The 22,592-nt window shown below is 70.2% G+C and carries 20 protein-coding genes; 11 read left to right on the top strand and 9 right to left on the bottom strand.

Annotated features, from left to right (window positions below; all coding sequences use genetic code 11):
- Positions 1-135: 135 nt before the first annotated feature.
- Genes ABT254_RS18470 through ABT254_RS18450 form a run of 5 tightly spaced genes read right to left on the bottom strand, consistent with a single transcriptional unit; the run spans position 136 to position 6,781 of the window.
- On the bottom strand, positions 136-1,071 hold the full coding sequence (locus ABT254_RS18470; RefSeq protein WP_351470757.1) for a dihydrodipicolinate synthase family protein: 936 nt from the start codon (positions 1,069-1,071) through the stop codon (positions 136-138).
- Positions 1,068-2,087 carry an oligopeptide/dipeptide ABC transporter ATP-binding protein gene (locus ABT254_RS18465; RefSeq protein WP_351470754.1) on the bottom strand — a complete coding sequence of 340 codons (1,020 nt, stop codon included), beginning with the start codon at positions 2,085-2,087 and terminating at the stop codon, positions 1,068-1,070. The genes ABT254_RS18470 and ABT254_RS18465 overlap by 4 nt, the downstream gene beginning before the upstream one ends.
- A complete protein-coding gene (locus ABT254_RS18460) occupies positions 2,084-4,168 on the bottom strand; it encodes a dipeptide/oligopeptide/nickel ABC transporter permease/ATP-binding protein (RefSeq protein ID WP_351470751.1) in 2,085 nt (694 codons plus the stop codon). Before ABT254_RS18460 ends, ABT254_RS18465 begins: the two co-directional genes overlap by 4 nt.
- On the bottom strand, positions 4,165-5,127 hold the full coding sequence (locus ABT254_RS18455) for an ABC transporter permease (RefSeq protein WP_351470748.1): 963 nt from the start codon (positions 5,125-5,127) through the stop codon (positions 4,165-4,167). Before ABT254_RS18455 ends, ABT254_RS18460 begins: the two co-directional genes overlap by 4 nt.
- A gap of 4 nt (positions 5,128-5,131) precedes the next feature.
- Positions 5,132-6,781 (bottom strand): ABC transporter substrate-binding protein, encoded by a 1,650-nt coding sequence (locus ABT254_RS18450; RefSeq protein WP_351470745.1) that lies wholly within the window; start codon positions 6,779-6,781, stop codon positions 5,132-5,134.
- A gap of 191 nt (positions 6,782-6,972) precedes the next feature.
- Here ABT254_RS18450 and ABT254_RS18445 point away from each other — a divergent pair, with 191 nt between their 5' ends.
- The 3 genes from ABT254_RS18445 (at position 6,973) to ABT254_RS18435 (ending at position 9,497) form a co-directional block, all read left to right on the top strand.
- Positions 6,973-7,671, top strand: coding sequence for a FadR/GntR family transcriptional regulator (locus tag ABT254_RS18445; RefSeq protein WP_351470742.1), 699 nt, complete (start codon positions 6,973-6,975; stop codon positions 7,669-7,671).
- Positions 7,668-8,096 carry a phosphatase domain-containing protein gene (locus tag ABT254_RS18440; RefSeq protein WP_351470739.1) on the top strand — a complete coding sequence of 143 codons (429 nt, stop codon included), beginning with the start codon at positions 7,668-7,670 and terminating at the stop codon, positions 8,094-8,096. The genes ABT254_RS18445 and ABT254_RS18440 overlap by 4 nt, the downstream gene beginning before the upstream one ends.
- Before the next feature lie 276 nt (positions 8,097-8,372).
- Positions 8,373-9,497, top strand: a complete 1,125-nt coding sequence (locus ABT254_RS18435; RefSeq protein WP_351470736.1) for a glycoside hydrolase family 113 protein — start codon at positions 8,373-8,375, stop codon at positions 9,495-9,497.
- Between the two features lie 31 nt (positions 9,498-9,528).
- Here the strand turns inward: ABT254_RS18435 and ABT254_RS18430 are convergent, their stop codons facing one another.
- The 3 genes from ABT254_RS18430 to ABT254_RS18420 form a co-directional block, all read right to left on the bottom strand.
- A complete protein-coding gene (locus tag ABT254_RS18430) occupies positions 9,529-11,004 on the bottom strand; it encodes an alpha/beta hydrolase (protein WP_351470733.1) in 1,476 nt (491 codons plus the stop codon).
- 92 nt (positions 11,005-11,096) lie between these two features.
- Entirely contained in the window at positions 11,097-11,927 is an 831-nt protein-coding gene (locus tag ABT254_RS18425) for an ABC transporter permease (protein WP_351470730.1), read from the bottom strand.
- Positions 11,924-12,838 carry an ABC transporter ATP-binding protein gene (locus ABT254_RS18420; RefSeq protein ID WP_351470727.1) on the bottom strand — a complete coding sequence of 305 codons (915 nt, stop codon included), beginning with the start codon at positions 12,836-12,838 and terminating at the stop codon, positions 11,924-11,926. The genes ABT254_RS18425 and ABT254_RS18420 overlap by 4 nt, the downstream gene beginning before the upstream one ends.
- 133 nt (positions 12,839-12,971) lie before the next feature.
- Here ABT254_RS18420 and ABT254_RS18415 point away from each other — a divergent pair, with 133 nt between their 5' ends.
- Positions 12,972-14,168, top strand: a complete 1,197-nt coding sequence (locus tag ABT254_RS18415; RefSeq protein ID WP_351470724.1) for a sensor histidine kinase — start codon at positions 12,972-12,974, stop codon at positions 14,166-14,168.
- Positions 14,165-14,827 (top strand): response regulator, encoded by a 663-nt coding sequence (locus tag ABT254_RS18410; protein WP_351470721.1) that lies wholly within the window; start codon positions 14,165-14,167, stop codon positions 14,825-14,827. Before ABT254_RS18415 ends, ABT254_RS18410 begins: the two co-directional genes overlap by 4 nt.
- A gap of 28 nt (positions 14,828-14,855) precedes the next feature.
- Here ABT254_RS18410 and ABT254_RS18405 read toward each other — a convergent pair whose 3' ends face one another.
- Entirely contained in the window at positions 14,856-15,323 is a 468-nt protein-coding gene (locus ABT254_RS18405) for a GNAT family N-acetyltransferase (protein ID WP_351470718.1), read from the bottom strand.
- A gap of 309 nt (positions 15,324-15,632) precedes the next feature.
- On the opposite strand from ABT254_RS18405, the gene ABT254_RS18400 reads away from it, so the two are divergent.
- The 6 genes from ABT254_RS18400 (at position 15,633) to ABT254_RS18375 (ending at position 22,304) form a co-directional block, all read left to right on the top strand.
- A complete protein-coding gene (locus ABT254_RS18400; protein ID WP_351470715.1) occupies positions 15,633-16,427 on the top strand; it encodes an SCO2525 family SAM-dependent methyltransferase in 795 nt (264 codons plus the stop codon).
- Positions 16,428-16,494: 67 nt separating this feature from the next.
- The gene (locus tag ABT254_RS18395) at positions 16,495-18,348 is read left to right on the top strand and encodes an SCO2524 family protein (protein WP_351470712.1); all 1,854 of its coding nucleotides are present in this window, start codon (positions 16,495-16,497) and stop codon (positions 18,346-18,348) included.
- Positions 18,349-18,352: 4 nt separating this feature from the next.
- Positions 18,353-19,270 carry an SCO2523 family variant P-loop protein gene (locus tag ABT254_RS18390; RefSeq protein ID WP_351470709.1) on the top strand — a complete coding sequence of 306 codons (918 nt, stop codon included), beginning with the start codon at positions 18,353-18,355 and terminating at the stop codon, positions 19,268-19,270.
- Positions 19,267-20,253, top strand: coding sequence for an SCO2522 family protein (locus tag ABT254_RS18385; protein ID WP_351470706.1), 987 nt, complete (start codon positions 19,267-19,269; stop codon positions 20,251-20,253). Before ABT254_RS18390 ends, ABT254_RS18385 begins: the two co-directional genes overlap by 4 nt.
- Position 20,254: 1 nt before the next feature.
- Positions 20,255-21,226 (top strand): SCO2521 family protein, encoded by a 972-nt coding sequence (locus tag ABT254_RS18380; RefSeq protein WP_351470703.1) that lies wholly within the window; start codon positions 20,255-20,257, stop codon positions 21,224-21,226.
- A gap of 37 nt (positions 21,227-21,263) precedes the next feature.
- Positions 21,264-22,304, top strand: a complete 1,041-nt coding sequence (locus ABT254_RS18375; protein ID WP_351470700.1) for a DUF6879 family protein — start codon at positions 21,264-21,266, stop codon at positions 22,302-22,304.
- The last annotated feature ends 288 nt before the right edge of the window (positions 22,305-22,592 follow it).

Raw genomic sequence — 22,592 nt, 5'->3', positions numbered from 1 at the left:
TTTCGGCCTGAACGGCCTCGTCCTCAAACGCCGGACGGGCTGAAAAAATTCAGCCCCTCCGGCGTTTGAGGAGCGGGGGTCCGGGGGCTGGCCCCCGGGTCGGGACGGGAAGGGGCGGCGGGGGCGAAAAAAGCGCTACAGCAGCCCCGCCGCTGCCAAAAACTTCCCCACCCGTTCCACCTCGTCCGACGACAGCGGCACCTGGGGCTCCGCGGTCGCCGGGCAGTCGATCACGCCTCGCAGGTGCAGTGCCGCCTTGAAGGCGCCGAGGGCCGATGAACTGCCGCCCATACGACCCGGGTCTGAGGCCCTCACCATGCCGAACAGGGCGCACAGCCGCTCCTGTTCGGCACGGGCCCGCTCCCAGTCCCCGGCCCGGCACAGCGCGTCGAGGCGGACATAGCCGTGCGGGTCGACGTTGGCCAGCCCCGGCACCGCTCCGTCGGCACCGAGGGCGAGGGCGGCGTCGACGACCAGCTCCGAGCCGGTCAGGACGCTGAAGCCGCGGATGTCGGACCGGGCGCGCGCCCCACTGACGACCTCCCGGAAACCCCCCAGATCACCGCTCGAGTCCTTGAGCCCCGCGAGCACGCCCTCGGCGGCCAGGTCCAGCACGACGTCCGCGGGCAGTTTCGTGTGCACGGCGGACGGAATGTCGTACGCGACCACCGGCACCGGCGAGGCCGCAGCGATCAGCCGGTAGTGGCGCGCGATCTCCGCCGGATGCGTGCCCGCATAGAACGGCGCCGTCACCACCACCGCGTCCGCCCCGGCGGCCGTCACCGCCGCCACATGATCCAGCACCCTCGGCGTCGTCATGTCGATCGCCCCGGCCAGGACGGGCAGTCGGCCGGCCACATGAGCCACCACCGACTCCACCACCAGCCTGCGCTGCCCGTCCCGCAGAAACGCCGCCTCCGACGACGACCCGAGCACGAACAGCCCGTGCACCCCGCCTGCCACCAGGTGGTCGACCAGCCTGAGCAGGGAGGGGACGTCCACCTCGCGGTCCGGTGTCAGGGGCGTGCAGACGGGCGGGACGACACCTGTGAGCGGGGCGGGGAGGATCATGAGGGCTCCGTGGGGTGGTTCTGGCGTACCAGGTGCTGGGTCGACTGGTTCTCCTCCACAGGATGGTGGCAGCGGAACCGGTGGCCCGCGGAGGACGCGGCCGAGAAGTCCGGCATTTCCGCCGCGCACACCTCGTCCGCCTTCCAGCACCGCGTGCGGAACGGGCACCCGCTCGGCGGCCGCGTCGCCGAGGGGACCGGGCCGGTGAGGGGGATGGGGTCGATGGGGTGCAGAAGGCCGGGGGTCGCCGAGAACAGGGCACGGGTGTACGGGTGCCGGGCCCGGTCCGTGACCTCCGCGGCCGGGGTCTCCTCGACGATGCGGCCGAGGTACATGGTGATCACGCGGTCGCTCATCCGCCGTACCGTCTGGATGTCGTGCGAGACGAAGAGCAGCGCCAGGTCCAGGCGTTCCTTCAGGTCCAGGAGCAGGTTCAGGATCTGGGCGCGTACCGAGACGTCCAGTGCGCTCGTCGGTTCGTCCGCCACCACCAGGCGGGGGTCCAGGGCCAACGCCCGTGCGATCGCCACCCGTTGGCGCTGGCCGCCCGACAGCTGCCCGGGCAGCGCGTCCGCAAGGGCCCGGGGAAGGCCGACCAGGGACATCAACTCCCGTACCCGGTCCTCGCGTTGGGGCTTCGTCCCCCGCTGGTGCACATCCAGCGGGTCCCGCAGGATGTGCCGCACCGGCAGCCGGCGGTTCAGAGCCGTCGACGGGTCCTGGAAGATCATGCCGGTGCTGCCGCCGACGGTCGCCCTGCGTTCGGCCGGCCGCATGGACCACAGGTCGCGGCCCTGGAAGGACACCGTGCCGGAGGTCGGCCGGACCACGCCCACCAGCACCTTCGCCAGCGTCGACTTCCCGCACCCGGACTCGCCGACGACGCCCACGGTCTCGCCGGGCGCGATCGTGAGATCGGCGCCGGTCAGCGCGTACACCCTGTCCCGGGTGAACAGGCCGCCGCTGCGCGCCTTGTGGACCACATGCGTGTCGAACAGCTCGACGATCGCGTTCACTGCGCTGCCTCCTGCTCCGACGTCACCAGTTCGACCGCCGGGTGGTGACAGGCCGCCGTGTGCGTCGGCGTGCCCAGCAGCGCGGGTGGGGTGGTGCGGCAGATGTCGGTGGCGAGCGGGCAGCGGTCGGCGAAACGGCAGCCCGCCGGGAAGTCCGCGGGGGAGGGGACCACGCCCCTGATCTGCGTCATGCGTTCGGCCGCCGACTCCAGGGACAGCACACTGCCGAGCAGTCCGCGTGTGTAGTGGTGGGCCGGCGCCTCCACCAGGTCCGCGGTGACGCCCGTCTCCACGATCTGTCCGCCGTACATCACCACCACCCGGTCGGTGACGTCCGCGACCAGCGCCAGGTCGTGCGAGACGAGGACCAGCGCGAAGCCCAGCTCCTGACGCAGCCGCAGCAGCAGCTCCATGACCTGCGCCTGCACCGTCACGTCCAGCGCCGTCGTCGGCTCGTCGGCGACGATCAGCTGCGGGTCGCGGGACAGGGCCATGGCGATCAGGACGCGTTGGCGCTGGCCGCCGGAGAGCTCGTGCGGATAGCTGCGCAGGGTGCGGTCGGGGTCCAGGCCGACCATCGCGAGCAGTTCGGCGGGGCTACGACGGCCGCCGCGCCGCACGACCTGCTTGAGCTGGGCGCGGATCGTCATCGCGGGGTTGAGGGACGACAGCGCGTCCTGGTAGATCATCGCCATCTCGTGGCCGAGGAGACGACGGCGTGCCTTCATGGGCTCTGCCAGCAAATCCCGCTGATTGAAGCGCACTTGGCCGCGGATCCGGGCGCCTTTCGGCTCCAGGCCCATGACGGCGAGTGCGGTCAACGACTTTCCGCAGCCCGACTCGCCCACGAGGCCCAGGACTTCGCCGGCGTGCACCTCGAAGCTGATCCCGTCGACGATGTCGACTCCGCCGTGCCGCCCTTCGAAACCGATGGCAAGGTTCTCGACTGCTAGAACCGGCGGTGCAGCAGCGGCTTTTAGGGGCGCGGGGCTGTATTGGATTTGCGGCTTCCGCCGCGCGGGCGCGAACAGCCCAGACGGCGCCGCACTCGCCCGACGGCCTGTCGTGGCACCCGTCTCGGCGTGGCGCCCCCGCAGCCGCTGCGCCGCAGCCGCCAGCCCAGGCAACTGCAACACCTCCCCGCTGCCGGGCTCCGCGGCCTCCAGTCGGTCGTCGTCCCCGCGTACATCAACCTCCCGCGCCGGCGGAGCCGCCCACGCATCCGACACCCCCTCCGACAGGACGTTCAACGACAGCACGGTCACCAGCATCAGCAGCCCCGGGAAGACAGTCGCCCACCACCCCCCGGTCAGCACCATGTCCTTGCCGTCCGCGATGACACTCCCCCAGGACGGGTCCGGAGGACGCACCCCCGCCCCGATGAAGGACAGCGAGGCCTCGAACACGATGGCCTCGGCCACCTGCACCGTGCAGAACACCAGCACCGGAGCGGCACAGTTGACGGCAACATGGCGCAGCACGATGTGCGGGGTGCGGGCGCCGATCACGCGTTCCGCCGTCACATAGTCCTCGCCGTACTGGTCGAGGACGTTCGCCCGTACGACCCGAGCCACCGGCGGCATGAACAGGAACGCGATCGCGCAGATCAGCACGGTGATCCCGCCGCCGAACACGGCGACCAGGACGGCCGCGAGCGCGATGCCCGGGAAGGCCATGACCACGTCGAGGCAGCGCATCAGCGTCTCGTCGACCCCCTTGCGGGAGGTGGCCGCGACCGCGCCGATCAGCGCCCCGACCACCAGCGCGAGGGCGGTCGCGCCGAGGCCGATCGCCAGCGACCAGCGGGCGCCGTACATCAGCCGGCTGAGGATGTCCCGGCCGAGGCTGTCCTGGCCCATCCAGTGCTCGGCGGACGGGTGCCCGGTGCCGTCGACGGGCGGCTGCTGGTCGAGCGGGTCGTCCGGTGCGAGCAGGGGCGCCAGCAGGGCCATCAGCACTACGACGGCCAGGAAGCAGACCGCGGCCTTCGACAGCGGCGGCAGCCTGCGCCGGCCGCGCAGGCGGACGCCGGGCCGGGAGAGCGCCTCGGTGAGGCTCCTGCGCGTGAACTGCGTGATCATGCGGTCGCTTCCCTCAGTCGCGGGTTGACCAGCAGGTAGAGGAGGTCGATGACGAGGTTGACGACCACGAAGCCGGTCGCCGTGGTCAGCACCACGCCCTGGACGACGGCCGGGTCGCCGTTCTTCACGGCGTCGATCATCAGCTTGCCCATGCCGGGCAGCGAGAAGATCGTCTCGATGACGACCGCGCCGCCGAGCAGATAGCCGACGCGCAGACCCAGCACGGTGAGCGGGTTGATGAGGGCGTTGCGCAAGACGTTGCGGCCCACGACCACGCGTGGCGGCAGACCGCTGCCGATCGCCGTGCGGACGTAGTCCTTGTCCAGCTCCTCCACCACCGACGTCCGGACGATCCGGGTGAGTTGGGCCGCCACCGGCAGGGACAGGGCGAGGGCGGGCAGGGTCATGGTCTTCAGCCAGCCGGTGAAGGAGTCGGCCGGGTTGATGTAGCCGCCCGTCGGGAACCAGCCCTGGTCGACCGCCAGGTACTGGATCATCAGCAGCGCCAGCCAGAAGCCGGGGGCCGCGACGCCGGTCAGCGAGACGACCCGGACGACCTGGTCGGGCAGCCGGTCCCGGTGGATGGCGGCCGTCACGCCGCCGACGAGGGACAGCACCACCGCGATGCCGAGGCCCAGGAAGGTGAGCTGGAGGGTGAGCGGCAGGGCGGTGGTGACCTGGTCGACGACGGGGGCGCGGGTCAGGGCGCTGGTGCCCAGGTCGCCGTGGAGGAGGTCGCCGACGAAGTGGACGTAGCGCACGGGCAGCGGGTCGAGCAGGCCGTTCTGCTCGCGGAAGTCGTGCAGCTGCTGCGGGGTGGGGTTCGCGCCCTGGAAGAACGCGGACGCCGGGTCGACGTCCGAGAAGCGCATCACCAGGAACACGAACAGCACGATGCCGAGCATCAGCGGCACCAGCAGGGCGATCCGGCGCAGCAGGATGCGGAGAACCGCGACCATGGGGCTAGACCCACCTGGCCTGGAGCAGGTTGATACCGGGATACGGCTGCGCCCTTATGCCGCTGAGCTGCTTCGGGTCCCAGGCGGTCATCAGCTCGTTGTGGACGACCGGGTAGAGGACGGCCTGTTCGGCGACGACGTCGATGTAGTCCTGGATCATCGCCTTCTTCTTCGCCGGGTCGGCCTCCCGGGTGGCCCGGTCCATGTCCTTGAAGAGCTGTTTGGCGACAGGGTTGTCGGCCCACCGCGTGTACTGCATCCAGAGGTTGGTGGGGCCGTAGTTGTAGTGCATGATCAGGTCGGCGTCGAGGCCGAACTGGTTGGGATTCGAGGCCGCGGCGACGACCTGGTAGTCCTGCTTCTGGTCCAACTTGGTGAAGACGGCGGTGGTCTCCTGCGGCGAGAGGGTCGTACGGACCCCGATCGCGTCCCAGGAAGCCTTGATGGTCGGCAGGCAGTCGACGATCCAACTCACGTTCACCGCGAGGATGTCGATGCTGAGATTCTTGACCCCGGCCGCCTTCAGCAGGGCTTTCGCCTTCTCGGGGTCGTAGTCGTAGACGGTCTTCGCCCGCCGGTAGCCGGGGTTGCCCTCGTTCAGGAACGAGGACGACGGCTTGCCGTGCCCCTTCAGCGCGACCTGCACCATCTTCTCGGTGTCGATGGCGTAGTGCAGCGCCTGCCGCACCCGTACGTCGTCGAAGGGCTTGTGCCGGGTGTTGAACATCAGGAACAGGTTGTTCATGCCGGCCCCGCCCGCGACCGTCAGCCCGCCGCGCTCGAGCTGCTCGATGTTGGCGTAGGGGATGTTGTCGGCGATCTGCGCGCCCGCGCTGGAGCCGGAGATCCGCGCGACACGCGGGGCGGCGTCCACGATCGTCAGCCAGTTCATCTTCTTGAAGGCCGCCGGGCGCGGGCCGTTGTAGTCGGCGAACGCCTCGAAGGCCGTGTTCGACTTCGGGTGGTGGGCGGACTGCCGGTACGGCCCCGAGCCGATCGCGAGCCCCGTGACGGCCTTGTCCCAGGCGCCCGGCTCCGAGAAGACGTGCTTCGGCATGATCTTCGCGAGGGTGAGCCGCGAGAGCCCGTCCGGGAAGGGGAACTTGAGCACCAGCTCGACGTTCCGCGCGTCGACCTTCCGGACCTCCTTCAGCCAGCTCGCGAAGAAGCCCTTGGCGAGGGTCTGCGTCTTCGGGTCGAGGATCCGGTCGAAGACGAAGACGACGTCGTCGGCGGTGACGGGCTTCCCGTCGTGGAACTTGGCTCCGGCCCGCAGGGTGAACTTCCAGGAGGTGGAGTTCACGTCCTTCGGCACCGCGGTCGCGAGCGCCGCGTACGGCTTGCGGGAGATCGGGTCGGTGTCGAGCAGACCCTCGTAGATGTGGTTGTTGGCGGCCATGCAGAAGGCGGACGCGGTCTGGGTGGGATCCCAGGTGCCGTCGTTGCCGTAGCCGATGACCGCCGTCAGCGTGCGGTTCTTGCCGCCCCCGCCGCCGGTGTCGTTGGTGGACTGGGGCCCGGACGAACAGGCCGACAGCGACGCGGAGACGGCGGTGGCCGCACCCAGCGCGCCGGTGTACTTCAGGAAGGTCCGGCGATGCACGGTGTCCTCCAGCGGAGAGTGCCATCGAAGAGTGCGATCGAAGAGCGACATCGAAGAGCGAGGAGATACGACGTCCTACGTCCTGTCGTCAGCCGCGACCATAGGAGGGGCTCCGGGGGCGGTCAAGGGCCCGCACACGAATGGCGTAGCTGCCAGAGGTCGGCCCAATGGCGGGGGGAAATGGCGGGAGTTGGCGCATGTCACCGCCGGACATGGGACGTGGGACGTCTGGCGCGCGTACGATGCGGCGCATGTCCGCGGAGTCGAGGACCAGCCGGATACGGCGCGAGGTCGTGCAGCTGATCCTGGACCGCAGACTCGGGCCCGGCGCCCCGCTGCCCACCGAGGCCGAGCTGATGGAGGACCTCGGCGTCAGCCGCAACTCCGTACGCGAGGCCCTCAAGGCGCTCCAGGCCCTGGACATCGTGGAGATCAGACACGGCTACGGCACCTATGTCGGCCAGGCGTCCCTGACCCCCTTCGTCGACGGCCTGACCTTCCGCACCCTGGCCCGGCACGACGACGACACCGGGGCGCTCGCCGAGATCCTCCAGGTGCGGGCGGTACTGGAGGAAGGCCTGGTCCGGCGGATCGCGGGCACGGTCACCGAGGCCGAGCTGGACGCGCTGGAGGCGGTGGTGGCCCGGATGGAGGCGGCGGTCCGGGCCGATCGCCCCTTGCCCGAACTCGACCGCGAGTTCCACGAGCTGCTCTACGCCTCCCTCGGCAACGCGCTCGTGCCCCAGCTGCTGGGTGCCTTCTGGACCGTGTTCCGCAGGGTCGCGGGCGCCCGCGGCCGGCCCGGCGACCCCGCACCCGAGGTGACGGTCCGCCGCCACCGGGACATCGTGACGGCCCTGCGCGCCGGGGACGCCGAGGGCGCCCAGCGGGCGATGGCCCACCACTTCCGCGGCATCGAAGCCCGTACGCTGACCCGGTGACGGACACCTGGCATCCCGCGGACCCCGGTGTGCTGCGCCTGCCGTCGGGCCGGCTGGTCCGCGGGCGCGGGCTACGGCATCCCCTCGCCCCGGGGGCGCCCACCCCCTCGTACGCCCTCTACCTCCTCGGTGGACAACCCCCGCCCGTCCCCTGGGAGTTCACCTGGATCCGCTGGCCCGACTTCCGCCTCCCCGCCGACCGCCCGGCCGCCCGCGCCGCGCTGACCGCCGCCTGGGAACGGACGGCGGACGAGCGCGTCGAGATCGCCTGCGGAGGCGGGCGCGGACGCACCGGCACGGCGCTGGCCTGTCTGGCGGTCCTGGACGGCGTACCGGCAGAGGAGGCCGTGGCGTATGTGCGGGCGCACTACGACCGGCGGGCCGTGGAGACGCCGTGGCAGAAGCGGTACGTACGCAGGTTCTGATGCGGTGCGGACGCGACCCGAAGGGGGCCGGGGCTGTGTCGATGTGCGGCTCCGCCGCGTGGGCGCGAGGCGTGGGCGGGTGCGCCGGTGAGAAGTGCCGCGGCGGTGGCGGTGCCCGCGGTGAGCAGGGTGCGTCGGCCTAAGATCTCTGACTCCTTCGCTCGGTACGGCATGTCGATCTCTTCAGTGACCGACGCCGTACGTCATCCCTTGGTTGCCCGGCCGTAGACCATCGGCGGACGGCGGTGCGGGCGCGGCCTCGCCACAGTGAGAGGCATGGAGAAGACGAAGGGGATCAACCGGGCGCGGTTCCTGGCGGGGGCGGCGGCCCTCGGCCTGTCGGCGGCGGTGCTGCCGGCCGGACCGGCCGCGGCGACCGGCCGTGGTCTGCGGCACCGCGGTGTCGTCTACACCGTCGGCGAGGGCGAGACGCCGGGGACCGCGTGGAGCGCGGCCCGGATGCGCCGTGACATTCGCGCCATCCGCGACCGGCTGCACGCCGACACCGTCGACGTCACCGGCGACGGAGTCGAGCGCCTCACCGCCACCGCCGCAGAGGCCGCCGAGCGCGGGCTGCACGTGTGGCTCCAGCCGACCCTCGCGGACGCCCCGCAGCGGGACACCCTGGAGCATCTGGCGGAGTGCGGCCGGTTCGCGGAGCGGCTGCGGCGGCAGGGCGCGAGCGTCGACTTCAGCGTGGGCTGCGAGTTCTGGCTGCTGGTGCCGGGGATCGTGCCGGGGGAGACGGTCCTGGAGCGCGTACAGAACATGCTGAAGGGCAACTTCGACCCCGTGAGGATGCAGCGCCGCCTCGACCGCTTCACGGCGAAGGCGGCGGCGGTGGGCCGGTCCGTCTTCCACGGCAGACTGAGCTATGCCGCCGCCCAGGACGACGAGGTGGACTGGGGCCTCTTCGACATCGTGGGCATCGACTACTACTCGTACTTCCACCAACGCTCGCAGTACGTACGGGAGTTGAGGAAGTACCTGCGCTGGGGCAAGCCCCTCGCCATCACCGAGTTCGGGACCTGCACCTACGTCGGCGCCCCGGAGGCGGGCGGCATGGGCTGGGACGTCGTCGACCACGACAAGGACCCGCAGGAGATCAAGGGCCACCTGGTCCGCAGCGAACACACCCAAGCCGCCTACCTGACCGGCCTGCTGGACGTCTTCGAGTCGATGGGCCTGTACGCGGCGATGGCCTTCGAGTTCGTCACCCCGGACGCCCCGCACCGCACCGACAACCCGCGCTACGACCTCGACATGGCGAGCTACAGCATCACCAAGGCCATCAAGGACCGCCCGGACGACCCCTGTTCGGGCTGGCACTGGGAGCCGAAGGAGGCCTTCCACGCGCTGGCGCGCCAGTACGGGCGGGCCTGCGTACGCCAGGCACCGTAGACGGACCGGCCGCGCGCCGGCGGGAGGGTGTTCAGCGGCAGTGGACGTCCTGCCGCGGCCGCTCGCCCGTCGCCAGGAAGCGGGAGACCGTCGCGTCGCCGCACCTGGTGCCGTTGGCGAGATAGGCCTCGTGGCCGGTGGCGTCGTTGGTGACCATGACGGCGCGGCGGCCGAGCGCCTCGCGGAGCTTCAGGGCGCCGCTCAGCGGGGTGGCGAGGTCGCGCTCGTTCTGGACGAGCAGGATGTCGGACGGGCCCCGGTCGGTGATCCGTACCGGAGGCTCCTTCGGCTGCCACGGCCAGGCGGCGCACACCAGCGCGTTCCTCGGCATGCCCGCGGTCAGCGGGTACTTGACGCGGCTCTCGGCGACGCCCTTCCGGTAGGTGGCGGCATCGCGCGGCCATGCGGCGTCGTTGCAGATGGTGGCGGCGCTCACCGCAACGAGGTTCTGCATGGCCGCGTCCGGTGGGGCCGCCGGTGCGGGCGGGACGGTTCCCTTCAGGGCGGCTGCGATCAGCTCGGCCAGGGCGGGGTAGTCGTCGGGCTCGGTGAGGCCGTCGAGCATCGTCTGACGCAGCACGTTGCCGTTCAGCTCCTCCGGGTTGGCGCCCGGCCAGGGGATCGGCTCGCGGTCCAGATGCGCGGCGAGGCGCAGGAGGAGTGGGCGGACCTCGGCGGCCGTGCCGGCCAGGCGGTGCGGGTTGCCGGGCGCCGACGCCCACATGGCGAACTCGGGGAAGTTGTCCTCGACGCCCACCTCGTACGCGGCGACCCAGGCCCGCTCCGCCCGGACCGGATCGGGGTTGTCGTTGCTGTCCAGCACGATGCGGTCGGTGCGCTGCGGGAACATCTCGCTGTACGCGGCGCCTACATAGGTGCCGTACGAGACGCCCCAGGCGGACAGCCTGCGCTCGCCGAGCGCGGCCCGGATGCGGTCGATGTCGCGGGCGTTGTCCTTGGTGGTGATGTGGCGCATCAGTTCGCTGCCGTTGGTCGCGCAGGCGGCGGCCACCCGCCTGGCGGTGCGCATGTTCTCGGTGACGGACCCGTCCGGGGCGGGCCACGGGCGCAGCTTCGACAGGGCGAGGTCCGAATGATCGAGGCCACAACTGACCGCTGTGGAGGGCGCGTTGCCACGCGGTGCGAAACCGATCAGGTCGTAGGCGTCCCGGACGTCCTGCGGCAGCTTCTGCCCCTTCCCCGAAGGGTCGTCCAGACTGGTGCCGCCCGGCCCGCCGGCGATCAGCAGCAGGGCACCCCGGCGGGCGGACGGCTTCTCGGCGGGGATGCGGGAGACGGCGATGTCGATGGTGCGGCCGCCGGGGTGGGCGTAGTCCATGGGGACTTCGAGGATCGCGCACTGCTGACGGGGGTCGAGGCCGCTGCCCGCGCACCTGGTCCATGTGAGCGGCTCCTCGGCGGCGGACGCGGTGAGGGGCGTGAGAGCACCGAAGACGATGCCGGAGGCCGCCGCGATCAGGGCCGCGCTTTTCGTGATCTCCTTCATGAACACGAGACTCCCGGATGCCGTCCGCGCATCCCATCCGGTCAACTGCCTTGTCGGCAGGGGGGTTTACCCCCGCCGCGACGCAGGGTTTCTCATACGTCCCGCCGGTCCACGACCACGACCGCCACGAGCGCCGCCACCGCCGCCCACACCGCGAACACGACCCACCCGCCCGCGACGGTCGCCGGATACTTCGGGACCAGCACATAGCGGGACTGCCCGTACCCCACGTCCACGAGCCGCTCCCACGCGTTGAACGGAAAGGCGTGCCGGACCGACGCCGTCCAGTGGTAGCGGTCCGTGACGAAGGACGGCAGGAACAGCAGGACGAACGTCGTCAGCACCATCGTCGTGGCGCTGTGCCGGATCACCGCGCCCAGCCCCATGCCGGCCAGCGCACACACCGGGGCGAGCAGCGCCGACGCCACGACCACGCGCCAGGCGCCGGGATGGTCGATCGGCACGCCCAGGCCCCGCCCGTCGAGGATGGCCTGCGAGGAGGCGTAGGAGGCGGCCGCGACGAGCGCGCCGAACACCGTCATGACCGCCGTCAGCACGACCACCTTCGCGGCCATCAGGGCCCGCCGGTCCGGCACGGCGGTGAACGTCGTACGGACCAGGCCGGTCGCGTACTCCCCGACGACCGTGATCGCGCCGATGCTCGCGCACACCAGCACGAGGATCATGGCGGAGCCCTGGGTGAAGGCGTCCCGCAGCGCCCAGTACACGAAGTCCTCGCGGATCGGCCCGCCGTAGTGCGGATAGTTCACGTAGTCGGCGCGGGCCGCGTTCGCGTTGAAGCCGACGACGGCCAGCGCACCGCAGCCGAAGGCCCAGTACGTGGAGCGCAGGGAGCGCAGTTTGATCCACTCGGCGGCCAGCAGATCGGTGAAGCGGGAGGCGGGCAGGGCCAGGGTGCTCATCGGGTCTCTCCAGCCGCGTACTCGACGCTGTCGGCGGTCAGTTCCATGAAGGCCGTCTCCAGGGAGGCCACCTGTGTCGTCAACTCCCATAGCGGGAAGCCGTGTTGGTGCGCCAGCTCGCCGACCCGGACGGCGCTCGCCCCGTCCACCTTCAGCGTCTCCTCGTCGTACGGCGCCACCACCGCACCCTCCGACTCCAGTACGACGGCCAGGGCGCCCGCGTGCGGCGAGCGCACCGTCACCGTCGGCGCCGTACCGCGCGCGGCGAACTCGACGAGGCTCTCGGCCGCGATGAGCTCCCCACGGCCGATGACGATCAGCTCGTCCGCGGTGTTCTCCATCTCGGACATCAGATGGCTGGAGACGAAGACGGTACGGCCCTCGTGCGCGAGCCTGCGGAACAGCCCCCGCACCCACAACACCCCCTCCGGATCGAGCCCGTTGAGCGGCTCGTCGAACATCAGCACCGGCGGGTCCCCGAGCAGCGCGGCCGCGATGCCGAGCCGCTGCTTCATGCCCAGCGAGAACGAGCCGACCCGGCGCCGGGCGGCTGCCTCAGTGAGCCCCACCTCGGCGAGCACCTCGTCCACCCGCGTCCTCGGGATGCGGTTGCTGCGGGCCAGGGCGTGCAGATGCGCCCGCGCGCTGCGCCCACCGTGCACGTCATGGGCGTCGAGAAGGGCACCGACGTGCCGTAGCCCGCGCGGATGCCGGCGGAAGGAGTGACCGCTGATCGTGGCGGTACCGGCGCTCGGCTCGATGAGCCCGAGCAGCATCCGCAGGGTCGTGGTCTTGCCCGCGCCGTTCGGGCCGAGGAAACCCGTGACATGGCCGGGGCGGACGGTGAAGGACAGATCGCGTACGGCCGTCGTGGGGCCGTACCGCTTGGTGAGCTGCTCGACTTCGATCATGCGGACCACGGTGGCGCGGGCGGCCCGTCCGGGGCATCGGCCGCTCGCTGACACTCGTACGAGGCGACTGTCGACCCTGGTTGTACGTCCACGGGCCGATGACCGCACCGCGCCCGGCGCCTACGATCACGGCATGCCTGCCAGCTCGCCTCCGCCGCCCCTGGTCAAACGCGTGTCGCCGGCCGGGTGGACGGCGATCGTGTGGTGCGCGAGCGTGCTGTTCACCCTGCTGACGACCTTCCGGCTGCCCGGCGAGATGATGCCGGCGCAGTGGCCGGCGGCCCAGCTGTACCGCTGGGACGGCCTCACGTTCCTCCTCATGTCGACCGCGATGGCGTTCCAGGGCGGCAGGCTGCTGCACCGCAGGCCGCTGCTCGCGACCACCCTGACGATCCTGGCCGCGGTCTTCGAGACGACCACCCTCGGCGTCGCCGGGCTGCCGATGGCGCAGTACCTCACGACCATGGTGGCCCTGTACTTCGTCGCGGCCACCTACCCACGGCGTACCGCGCTCGTCGCGCTGGCGATGGCGGTCGGCACCCTGATCGTGTACATAGCCGTACGGATGCTGCGCCACTGGGTCGTCAGCACCTCCGCCGAACTGGCCGTCGCCCTGGTCACCATGATCGTCTGGCTGCTCGGCAACTCGGCGCACCAGTCCCGCGTGCACGCCGAACGCCTCAGCGCCGAGCATGCGGCCCAGGCCGTCACCGCCGAACGCCTGCGCATAGCGCGCGAGATGCACGACACCGTCGCCCACAGCATCGGCATCATCGCCCTCCAGGCGGGCGCGGCGTCCCGTGTGGCCGCGACCCGTCCCGAGGCGGCCCTTGCGGCCATGCGGGCGGTCGAGAACGAGGGCCGCGAGACACTGGCCGGCCTGCGCCGCATGCTGGTCGCGCTGCGGGCGGCGGACGAGGGGCGGGATCCGGACCTCGCCCCCGCGGGCCTGGCGGACGTCGACCGACTGGCCGCCACGACCACGGCCGCGGGCGTACGAGTGGAGGTGCGCCGCCTCGGCGAGGCACGCCAACTCCCCCCGGACCTCGACCTGTCGGCGTTCCGGATCATCCAGGAGTCGGTCACGAACGTCGTACGGCACGCGGGCACACGCGCGTGCCGGGTCACCGTCGACTACCGCGACGACGAACTCGCCCTGGAGATCACGGACGACGGCCGGGGGCGCGGCAGTTCGACCGACACCGGGTTCGGACTGGCCGGGATGCGTGAGCGCGTGGCCCTGCTGCACGGCGAGTTCACGGCGGCCCCGCGCCCCGAGGGCGGCTTCCGCGTGACGGCCCGCCTGCCCCTCCCGGTGGCCGTCCGATGACCGCGGCCCCCAGGATCCGGGTCCTCCTCGTCGACGACCAGGAACTCATCCGCACCGCGCTGAGCATGGTCATGGCCGACATCGAGGACGTGGAGGTGGTCGGCGAGGCGGCGACGGGCAAGGACGCGGTGCGGCTGGCCGGCGAACTCGCCCCCGATGTGGTGGTGATGGACATCCGCATGCCGGGGATGGACGGCATCGAGGCGACGCGCCGCATCACGGAGACCCAGGCCGACGTGCGGGTGGTCGTCCTGACCACCTTCGACGACGACGCGTACGTGTACGGGGCGCTGCGCGCCGGTGCGGCCGGCTTCCTGGTCAAGGACATGGCACTGGACGACATCATCGGCGCGGTACGGGTGGTGGCGGCAGGCGACGCGCTGATCGCGCCGAGCGTGACCCGCCGCCTGATCCAGGACTTCGCCTCCCGCCCCGAACAGACCGTGAAACACCGGGAGTTGAAGACCATCACAGACCGCGAACGCGAGGTCCTCACCCTGGTCGGCAGCGGCCTGTCCAACGCCGAGATAGCGGCCGAGCTGTGCATCAGCGTGGCCACGGCGAAGACGTACCTCACCCGCCTCCTGGCCAAGCTGGACGCGCGGGACCGGGTGCAGTTGGTGATCATTGCTTATGAGGCTGGGCTGGTGTCCCCCTGATCCCCCCGGTCCCCTTGATCCCCCTGTCTCACAGTCCCAGCGTCATGATCAGCCGGTCCTCCCCGGGCCCGAAGTAGCCCTTGCGTACCCCGCCCTCGAATGAGAAGCCCAGCGACCGGTACAGCGTGATCGCGGCCGCGTTCGTCGGTTCCACCGTCAGACGCACCTGGTGGACGCCCTCGGTGCGCAACCGGCGTATCACCTCCAGCATCAGCCGCCGGCCCAGCCCGCGTCCGCGCAGTTCAGGCGTGACGGCGAGGCTCTTGATCCAGTTCACATAGCCGTCCGAGGTGGTGACGAACAGGACGTAGCCGTGCAGGCATTCGCCGTCGTCCAGGACGAGGATGCGGTCGCCGTGGATGTCGTAACTCTGGCGCAGCTCGAAGTAGTGGTACGGCTCCTCGGGGAAGGCCTCCCTGTCGACGCGATGCAGCTCGGGCAGGTCGGCCTCGACGACGCCCCTCATGGTCAGTGGGCGGTCGGTGCGGTCGGCCATGGAAGGAAAACGTTTCTCTGGAAGAGCCGTCATACCGCCCCCTGCGGGTTGGGAGTCAAGGGCACGTTGACACCCGTACGAGTGGTACGAGTGAGACGCCTGGTGTCTGCCTTTCTGGTGTGTTCGGCAGAGTTCCGACCATCTTGAGCGGGACAATCCGGCCGTTCAAGGCCGGATCAGGCCGCAGGAACGCATTCGCCACGGTGCGCCCCCAGTGCGCCCCGTCCCCCTGCCGGGGACATGACGCAATTCTCCGGACATTGACCGCAGGGGGATCCGGAGGGCCTCCGGTGTTGGTACCGTAGGTAAATGACCTTGAGTTCGTCGGGGGATGCCCAGGTGAAGAATGCGGACGCGCCCTGGGACTCATTCGACCCGATCGCCTACGTTCGGCACAACTACCGCTTCTTACAGGCGGAGGACGAGGAGATCCTGCATATCATCCGGGGTCATTTCGGCACTCATTTCCGGAAGCAGGGCGTCGGGCCTGTTTACGGCATCGACGTGGGCGCCGGTGCGAACCTCTATCCCGCGCTCTCCATGTTGCCCTGGTGCGACGAGATCACCCTCTTCGAGCACTCGTTCGCGAACGTGGAGTACCTCGAGCGCCAGACGGACGATTACGACGAGAACTGGGACCCGTTCTGGAACGCCCTGTGCGAGCACGAGGCGTACGGCTCCCTCTACTTGGACCCCCGCGACCGGTTCCGCAAGGTCGTCAAGGTCGAGCAGGGCAACATCTTCGGGCTCGAGCGCTTCGGCGGGCGCTGGTCGGTCGGGACCATGTTCTTCGTCGCCGAGTCGATGACCACCTCCCGCCAGGAGTTCGACCTGGGAGTGGAGCGCTTCCTGTGTGCCCTCGCCCCCGGAGCTCCCTTCGCCGCCGCCTTCATGGAACATTCGAAGGGTTATCACGCCGGGGAGGAGTTCTTCCCGGCCTGTGACGTCGGAGAATCAGAGGTCCGTGCGAGTCTCGCGCCCTTCGCGGGCGACTTCGAGGTGCAGCGGCTCAAGTCTGCGGCAGGTGTGCGCGACGGGTATTCGGGAATGATCCTGGCCTACGGTTGGCGAAGGAATACGGACGCAGGCATTCCGGCCGTTTAAAAATCTTCACAACAGAAAAGGGTCATTCCTCAAATGACGGCAGTGCGGCCTGTGTGAGGGGCATGGGATGCAGATCAAGCCACGCCAGCATTTGCTGGACATCTGGCAGGCCATCGCCCGCCACTCCTTCGAGCGGGAGCAGTGGGCCTGGGGCGAGTGGGGCGGACAGAGCAGCGTCGCCGACGCCGAACGGCTGCTCTGCCTGCTGTACCCGGCCACGGAGATCCCCGCCTTCCGGCTGGACGACCCGGACACCACCCAGGAGGACGTCCAGCAGGCCCTGAAGAAGGCCGGTGGGAGGCTCGACCTCCCGGCCAACCTCGTCAAGGCCGCGTCCGATTTCATGCGCACCCACACCGGCGAGGACAAGAGGCCCACCTTCGCCGGGGGTTACTACTTCGGATCCGAGGACAAGGCCCAGGGGGAGCCCACCGAGGAACAACGTCAGCTCGGCGTGGTCGACTCCTTCTCCATGTCGATCACGCTCTGCCTGGCCACGCTCGGCTTCCTCAAGGTCTACGAGACCAGGACCAGACGCAGCGACATCCAGGAGACGATCGCCGAGCTGCGTTCGGCCACCAGCAACCGGCTCACCGCCGCCATGGTGAGCCTGCTGCGCTCCTTCACCGTCAACGCCTTCGACGCGGACTCCGCGCAGGGCCGCAACCTGGTCGAACTCCTCGGCCAGGGACGGCTGTCGCAGCGGCAGGTGCTGAGCATGTACCAGAGCCGCTTCCGCGCGCTGCGTGCCGCGATCGTGGAGAGTCTCACGCTCGGTATCGACGTCCAGGCGGGCCTCAGGGACGAGAACCAGTTCTTCGAGTGCGGCTGGTCGTGGAGCCTGGTGAAGGACGCCCCCGAGGTCGAGACCGACGAACCCATCGGGCCGCAGCCCAAGGGCGCCGCCGACCCGGTGCCTTACCTCTACTTCACCGTGGTCGCGCTGGACGGCATCCAGGACCTGTTCTCCGAGCGCACCCTCACCCTGGGCCTGCTCAACACCGAACAGCAAAAGCTCGCCGAGGCGCTCCGGCTGCGCTGGGAGCTGACCCAGCAGTACTGGTCGGGCATCGCCCGCTTCGACCCCGACCGCTGGCCCCTGGAGGACATCCCCTGGCGTACGACGGGACAGGAACTGGAGTCCGAGTACTTCTCCCTCTCCGTCGCCGCCATCCTCGTCCACGACCTGATGCGCCGCCGGGCCACCGACGACGACCTGGCCCGTACCGTCACCGTCATGGAACGCCTCGCCGAACGCGGCCGTATCACCAGCCGTATGACCCGTGACGACCGCACGGTCTACGAGCTGCACAACGCGGGCGTCAAACTGCCGCTGCAGGGCAGCGAGCGGCTCGGCCCGCCGATGACGTGGTCCCTGCACGACTTCTCGGCGCAGCTGCTGAAGCGGACCATCCAGCTGCGCGCGCTCTCCCGCAACCTCGACTCGCACGACCGGCTGCTCAAACTCGCCGAGGACGTCTTCGACCACATGTGGCGCCGGCGTATCCGGGAGGGCGAGGGCGCCGGCCTGTGGGACTACGTGCACGCCGCCTATCCCGAGGCGGAGATCGTCACTCGCCGGGTGCCGGTGTCGTGGAACATCACCGAGCGCGTCGCCGAGGTGATGGTCCAGGTCCACCAGATGTACCGACAGCCCCCGGTCCGCAGCCTCGAACTCACCGAACTGGCCGGGGCGTTGCTCAGCGAGTCCGCCCATCTCCTGGGCAACGAGCAGATGGAACCAGCGCCCAGCGACGACGGCCGGCACGGCATGCAGCTCAGGAACATCGAGGTCAAGCTGCGCCGCGCCCGCGGTCTCCTGGACCGCCAGCCGGGCACCGCCTACGCGCTGGCGCTCGACGTGCTGGGCCAGCTCGACGCGCTCACCCGGGCTCGCGAAGCCGCGGCCCAGGGACGGTGACCGCGTGCTGATCTTCGCGGCCTCCGACAAGGGGGGCACGGGCCGCTCCGTCACCAGCGCCAACCTCGCCTACCATCGCGCGCTGGCCGGGGACGACGTCTGCTACCTGGACTTCGACTTCGGCTCGCCCACCGCCTCGGCCGTCTTCGACGTGGCCGACGCCCGCGAGGCCGTCGAGGACCGCGGTCTGCACTCCTACCTGATAGGGGAGGTCGGCGAGCCGGAGCGCATCGACGTGTGGGCCAGTACCGAGCACCAGGTGCTGCGAGACCCGCCGCCCGGCTGCGGCCGTCTGGTGCTGATGCCCGGAGACGTCGGCGGCGGGGAGTTCGCCACCACCGGCGACCACGTGCGGCTCTGCGTCGACCTGCTGATGAAGCTCTACTACGAGTTCGACCTGGTCGTCGTGGACCTCAGCGCCGGCCGCTCCTACGCCGTCGACATGGTCCTGGAGGCCACCGCACAGCCCGAGATGCGGGAGATCACCGCCCGCTGGCTGGTCTTCCACCGCTGGACCCGCCAGCATGTGGCGGCCGCCGCCGGCCTGGTCTTCGGCGAGCGCGGCATCGTCGCCGGCGGTGTCGACCGCGGCCACGAGGAGGAGGCGCTGCGCGGCGCCATCCGCTTCGTCCGGGCCGCCGTACCCGATCCCGAGTCGCCGCTGTGGTCGCAGGTCTCGCCCACCCAGTCGGCGTGGATGCGCAAGACCGACAGCGACCTCAAGCAGCTCGCCTCCACGCACGGCATCGGCTACAGCCAGGTCCTCGGCTCCATTCCCCTCGAACCGGTCCTGCAGTGGCGGGAGCAGCTCATCACCGACGAGGACGTGCTCGACAGCCAGATCGCCAACATGGAGACCTGGCGGGCGCTGAATCAGCTCGCCGGACGTCTCACCGACGACAAGTACTGGGAGCAGGCGTGACCGAAGCCGTCTTCCGGGAGACCACGGCGGAACTCCGCACCCAGTCCGTGCCGCTGTCCCACCTCTCCCTGGAGCTGGGCCACCTCTACATGGAGGACTTCGAGGCGGGTCCCGAACGGCTGCGCGAGCACTTCGCCGAGGTACGGCTGTGGGTGGACGCGGCCCGCGCCTCCGCCGCCCGTCGCACCGGCGGCAAGCGCCCCCGCATCAGCACCTGTTTCCTCGTCGACGACTACTTCACACGCTTCTCCACCCCCGCCGAACTCGTCCCGCTGGTGTTGAAGGAGGCCGAGAAGGCCGGCCTGGTCGTCGACTACCTGGCCCGCGAGTCGGGCTGCGCGGTCGCCGACCGGATCGAACTCGCCGAGTCCGTCATGCACCGCCTGGTCGAGTCGCCGCCGCCGGGCAGCTACGGCTCCCGCCCCTCCGTCAGCCAGACCGGCTGGCTCGCCAACGGACAGCGCACCCCCACCACGAAGCGCGCCGCCCTGGGCGAGGTCAGGGGCTGGCAGCCGCCCCAGGAGACCGCGGCCCGCAACCACTCCGTCTTCATGGACGTCGAGCTGTGGTCCGAGAAGGACGGCCGACGGCTGTGGTCCTGCCCGTTCCTGGCGGCCGTATGGCAGCTGGCCAGGCTGGGCCTGTTACGACACCTCGGTGAGCCGGTGCTCGTCCCGCGCCCTTGGAACGGCGAGGACTTCCCGCAGGACTGGGACCGGCTGCCGCCCCTGCTCCAGCTCAACCCGCAGGCCGCGGCCTTCAGCGCCTACCGCACCTGCACCCTGATGCCGAACCGCTTCCTGGCCGTCGAGGACGCCGTGCGGCTCATCCTCGACCAGACGGAGGTCGACTCCGGGGCGCTCAGGCAGGTCGCCGAGCGCTCGGCCCGGGAAGGGCTCGCGGTCCCGGCCGCGGTCGCCCAGCGCGCGACGTACGTCTTCTACGAGGAGCCCGTGGGCGCCCTTGCCGGCGAGGGGCCCTGACATGACAACGGCTCTCGGACAGCCCGCGCGCCCGGTCCTCGCCTGCGGTGAGGTGCGCACCTGTCTGCTGCCGTCCTTCCATGCGCTGGAGGGCAGGGCCGCCGCCCAGCTGCTCAGGCTGCGCTCCGACGAACCCGTCCGGGTCTCCGAGCGGCCCAACCTGTACGCCCTGTCCCCGGAGGTGCTGACCGGGGTGGACTGCCGGCTGCCCACCTCCAACGGCGCCAAGGTCCGGGCCGTCGGCACGGTCGCCACCCGTGTGGCGCTCACCGAGGGCCGTCTGCTGCAGTCCACCGCGTACTTCAGCTCACCGGCCGCGGGTCCTGACACCCGCCGCCCCTGGGGGCACTACCTGGTGCGGCCCGGGGTGGTCGAGCCGTTCGGCAAGCTGCCCGAACAGGCCACCGCGGAGGGCATACTGCGCGGTGCCGGGCGCGGTGAACTCGACCTGGGGATGATCGCCGAGTCCCTGCTGACGCGACTGCTGCGCCACCCGCTCCTCGACCGCAAGGTCCCCTTCAAGTCCCGACGCACACACCTGCGTTGGGCCGCCCGCCGGATCCCGGCGGGCGAACGGGCTGAGCTGACGCGGTTCACGCTGGCGGAGAACGGGCTGCGGACCGTGGAGCTGCGGCTGCCCGAGGACACACCCGTGGCCGCGGCCGCGGGTCTGTGCGAGGACCTCGCGCTGCACGACTGGCTTTTGACGACGGTGGTGCACATGCTGGACAGCAGTCGGCTCGCGGCGGCGGACGGGCGCGCCGTGGTCCAGGCGCTGCGCCCGGCCGTCGACCATCTGCTGCATCTGTGGATGCCGCACGCGCAGGTGGACCGCTCGCTGGTCCACCTGTGGGAAGTGCTGGAGCGGGAACCGGGGTTCACACGCCAGTGGCAGAACCTGGTCCAGCGCATCCGGGACCAACTGGCCGTCCAGGCCATACCGCTGCTGCACCAGGCACTGAGCACGAGCTGAGGGGCGGCACCAACCACATACCCGACGGGGGAGAGACATGAGCGGAGCGTCGTTAGGGTCCGGGGACAACGGCAACGGAGCGGGGCTGCAGCGAGGGGGCATACCCAAGCTGTTCTGGAAGATCCTGATCACGGCGTCGGCGGCGGGCGGCGCCTTCCTGCTGACCATCCTGCTGAACGGCGACAACAACGACATCTGGCAGTGGGTGGCCTCCATCGTCCTCGGCAGCGCCACGCTGATCGTCCAGTACCTCGTGGACTTCGGCGAGCGCCTCGAGGTGGTCGAGGAGAGCCAGCGCCGGCACATCGACGACATGAAGCGGAGCCTGGCCAACCACCATGCGGAGATGCGCACCGCGGTCGACCAGAGCTTCGCCAAGATCAACGAGGCGACGGAGCTGTTCAGCAAGGTGGACGGCTCCGTGCTGCGCTCCGAGGAAGTGACCCGGCTGGTCAAGGCGTACACCCAGGTCGGTGACGAGGCACCGGGAATCGTCAAGAGCTTCGCCGAAGAGGAGCTGAAACGTCTCGCCGAGCTGATGGAGGACCTCATCAGCGGCAGAGCGGACTCCTCCTTCGAGAACCACGAGTGGCTGATCGACCTTGCCCTGTGCGTCAAGAAGACCCTCTACGCCACGAGCACGACCGTCGACCGGGACTTCTGGGCCAGCGAGCCCGCCAAGCGGTATCTCAGCGCGCAGGAGAAAGCCATCAAGACCCGCGGTGTGGAGGTCCGGCGGCTGTTCCTGGTGGACGAGCCGGAGGAGGTCACCGAAGCCCTCGAGCAACTCTGCGCGCGGCAGCGCAGGTACGGCATCGACGCGCGTATAGGCGTGCAGTCGCAGCTGGATCCGGGCGGCACGGTGATGGACTACATCATCTTCGACGGGGAGCTGTGCTACGAGACCCGGCCGGACAATCACGTCCGGCCGGACATGACGATGCTGAGGATGAAGCGCGAGCACGTCGAGGACCGCGTCAGCCAGTTCAACGAGCTGTGGGCGGCGACGGAGCCGGACCACGAGCCCGAGCCGGAACAGGGCAGCGTCCGCCGCCGGCTGCGCCGGGTTGCCGACTGACGGCTTTCTCCCTATAGGCAGCCCGTCGAGTCCCGTCGAACTCCCTCAACCGCTCGAAAATACCGTCGGTTTGCAGGGCCTGGTCAATCCGCGTCGCGATTTCGGGCTGAGGTTTTTCGAAAGGCCTGCTCGAACTCCGGATTGCGATCCGTGCCGCGCGTTGAAGCATTGGCCATGGCCCAACCACCTCTCCCTGGCCAGCACTTGTGGAGCACAGACTCCAGCCGAGTGTAGGCGCAGCGACCCGCGCCGGAGATGAAAAGCGTGAAACTCAAAAGGAAAGGGGAG

This window comes from Streptomyces sp. NPDC001137, from assembly GCF_040298885.1.
Classification (GTDB): domain Bacteria; phylum Actinomycetota; class Actinomycetes; order Streptomycetales; family Streptomycetaceae; genus Streptomyces.
The sequence above is the reverse complement of the archived record's forward strand: the minus strand, read 5'-3'. Positions and strand labels throughout refer to the sequence as shown.

Excerpts from the sequence above, each read along its gene's own strand:
- ABT254_RS18380 (WP_351470703.1), top strand. The coding sequence starts at position 20,255 with ATGACAACGGCTCTCGGACAGCCCGCGCGCCCGGTCCTCGCCTGCGGT.
- ABT254_RS18400 (WP_351470715.1), top strand. The coding sequence starts at position 15,633 with ATGACCTTGAGTTCGTCGGGGGATGCCCAGGTGAAGAATGCGGACGCG.
- ABT254_RS18420 (WP_351470727.1), bottom strand. The coding sequence starts at position 12,838 with ATGATCGAAGTCGAGCAGCTCACCAAGCGGTACGGCCCCACGACGGCC.
- ABT254_RS18460 (WP_351470751.1), bottom strand. The coding sequence starts at position 4,168 with ATGATCACGCAGTTCACGCGCAGGAGCCTCACCGAGGCGCTCTCCCGG.
- ABT254_RS18445 (WP_351470742.1), top strand. The coding sequence starts at position 6,973 with ATGCGGCGCATGTCCGCGGAGTCGAGGACCAGCCGGATACGGCGCGAG.
- ABT254_RS18410 (WP_351470721.1), top strand. The coding sequence starts at position 14,165 with ATGACCGCGGCCCCCAGGATCCGGGTCCTCCTCGTCGACGACCAGGAA.
- ABT254_RS18375 (WP_351470700.1), top strand. The coding sequence starts at position 21,264 with ATGAGCGGAGCGTCGTTAGGGTCCGGGGACAACGGCAACGGAGCGGGG.
- ABT254_RS18405 (WP_351470718.1), bottom strand. The coding sequence starts at position 15,323 with ATGGCCGACCGCACCGACCGCCCACTGACCATGAGGGGCGTCGTCGAG.
- ABT254_RS18450 (WP_351470745.1), bottom strand. The coding sequence starts at position 6,781 with ATGTCGCTCTTCGATCGCACTCTTCGATGGCACTCTCCGCTGGAGGAC.
- ABT254_RS18455 (WP_351470748.1), bottom strand. The coding sequence starts at position 5,127 with ATGGTCGCGGTTCTCCGCATCCTGCTGCGCCGGATCGCCCTGCTGGTG.
- ABT254_RS18395 (WP_351470712.1), top strand. The coding sequence starts at position 16,495 with ATGCAGATCAAGCCACGCCAGCATTTGCTGGACATCTGGCAGGCCATC.
- ABT254_RS18430 (WP_351470733.1), bottom strand. The coding sequence starts at position 11,004 with ATGAAGGAGATCACGAAAAGCGCGGCCCTGATCGCGGCGGCCTCCGGC.
- ABT254_RS18470 (WP_351470757.1), bottom strand. The coding sequence starts at position 1,071 with ATGATCCTCCCCGCCCCGCTCACAGGTGTCGTCCCGCCCGTCTGCACG.
- ABT254_RS18415 (WP_351470724.1), top strand. The coding sequence starts at position 12,972 with ATGCCTGCCAGCTCGCCTCCGCCGCCCCTGGTCAAACGCGTGTCGCCG.
- ABT254_RS18425 (WP_351470730.1), bottom strand. The coding sequence starts at position 11,927 with ATGAGCACCCTGGCCCTGCCCGCCTCCCGCTTCACCGATCTGCTGGCC.
- ABT254_RS18435 (WP_351470736.1), top strand. The coding sequence starts at position 8,373 with ATGGAGAAGACGAAGGGGATCAACCGGGCGCGGTTCCTGGCGGGGGCG.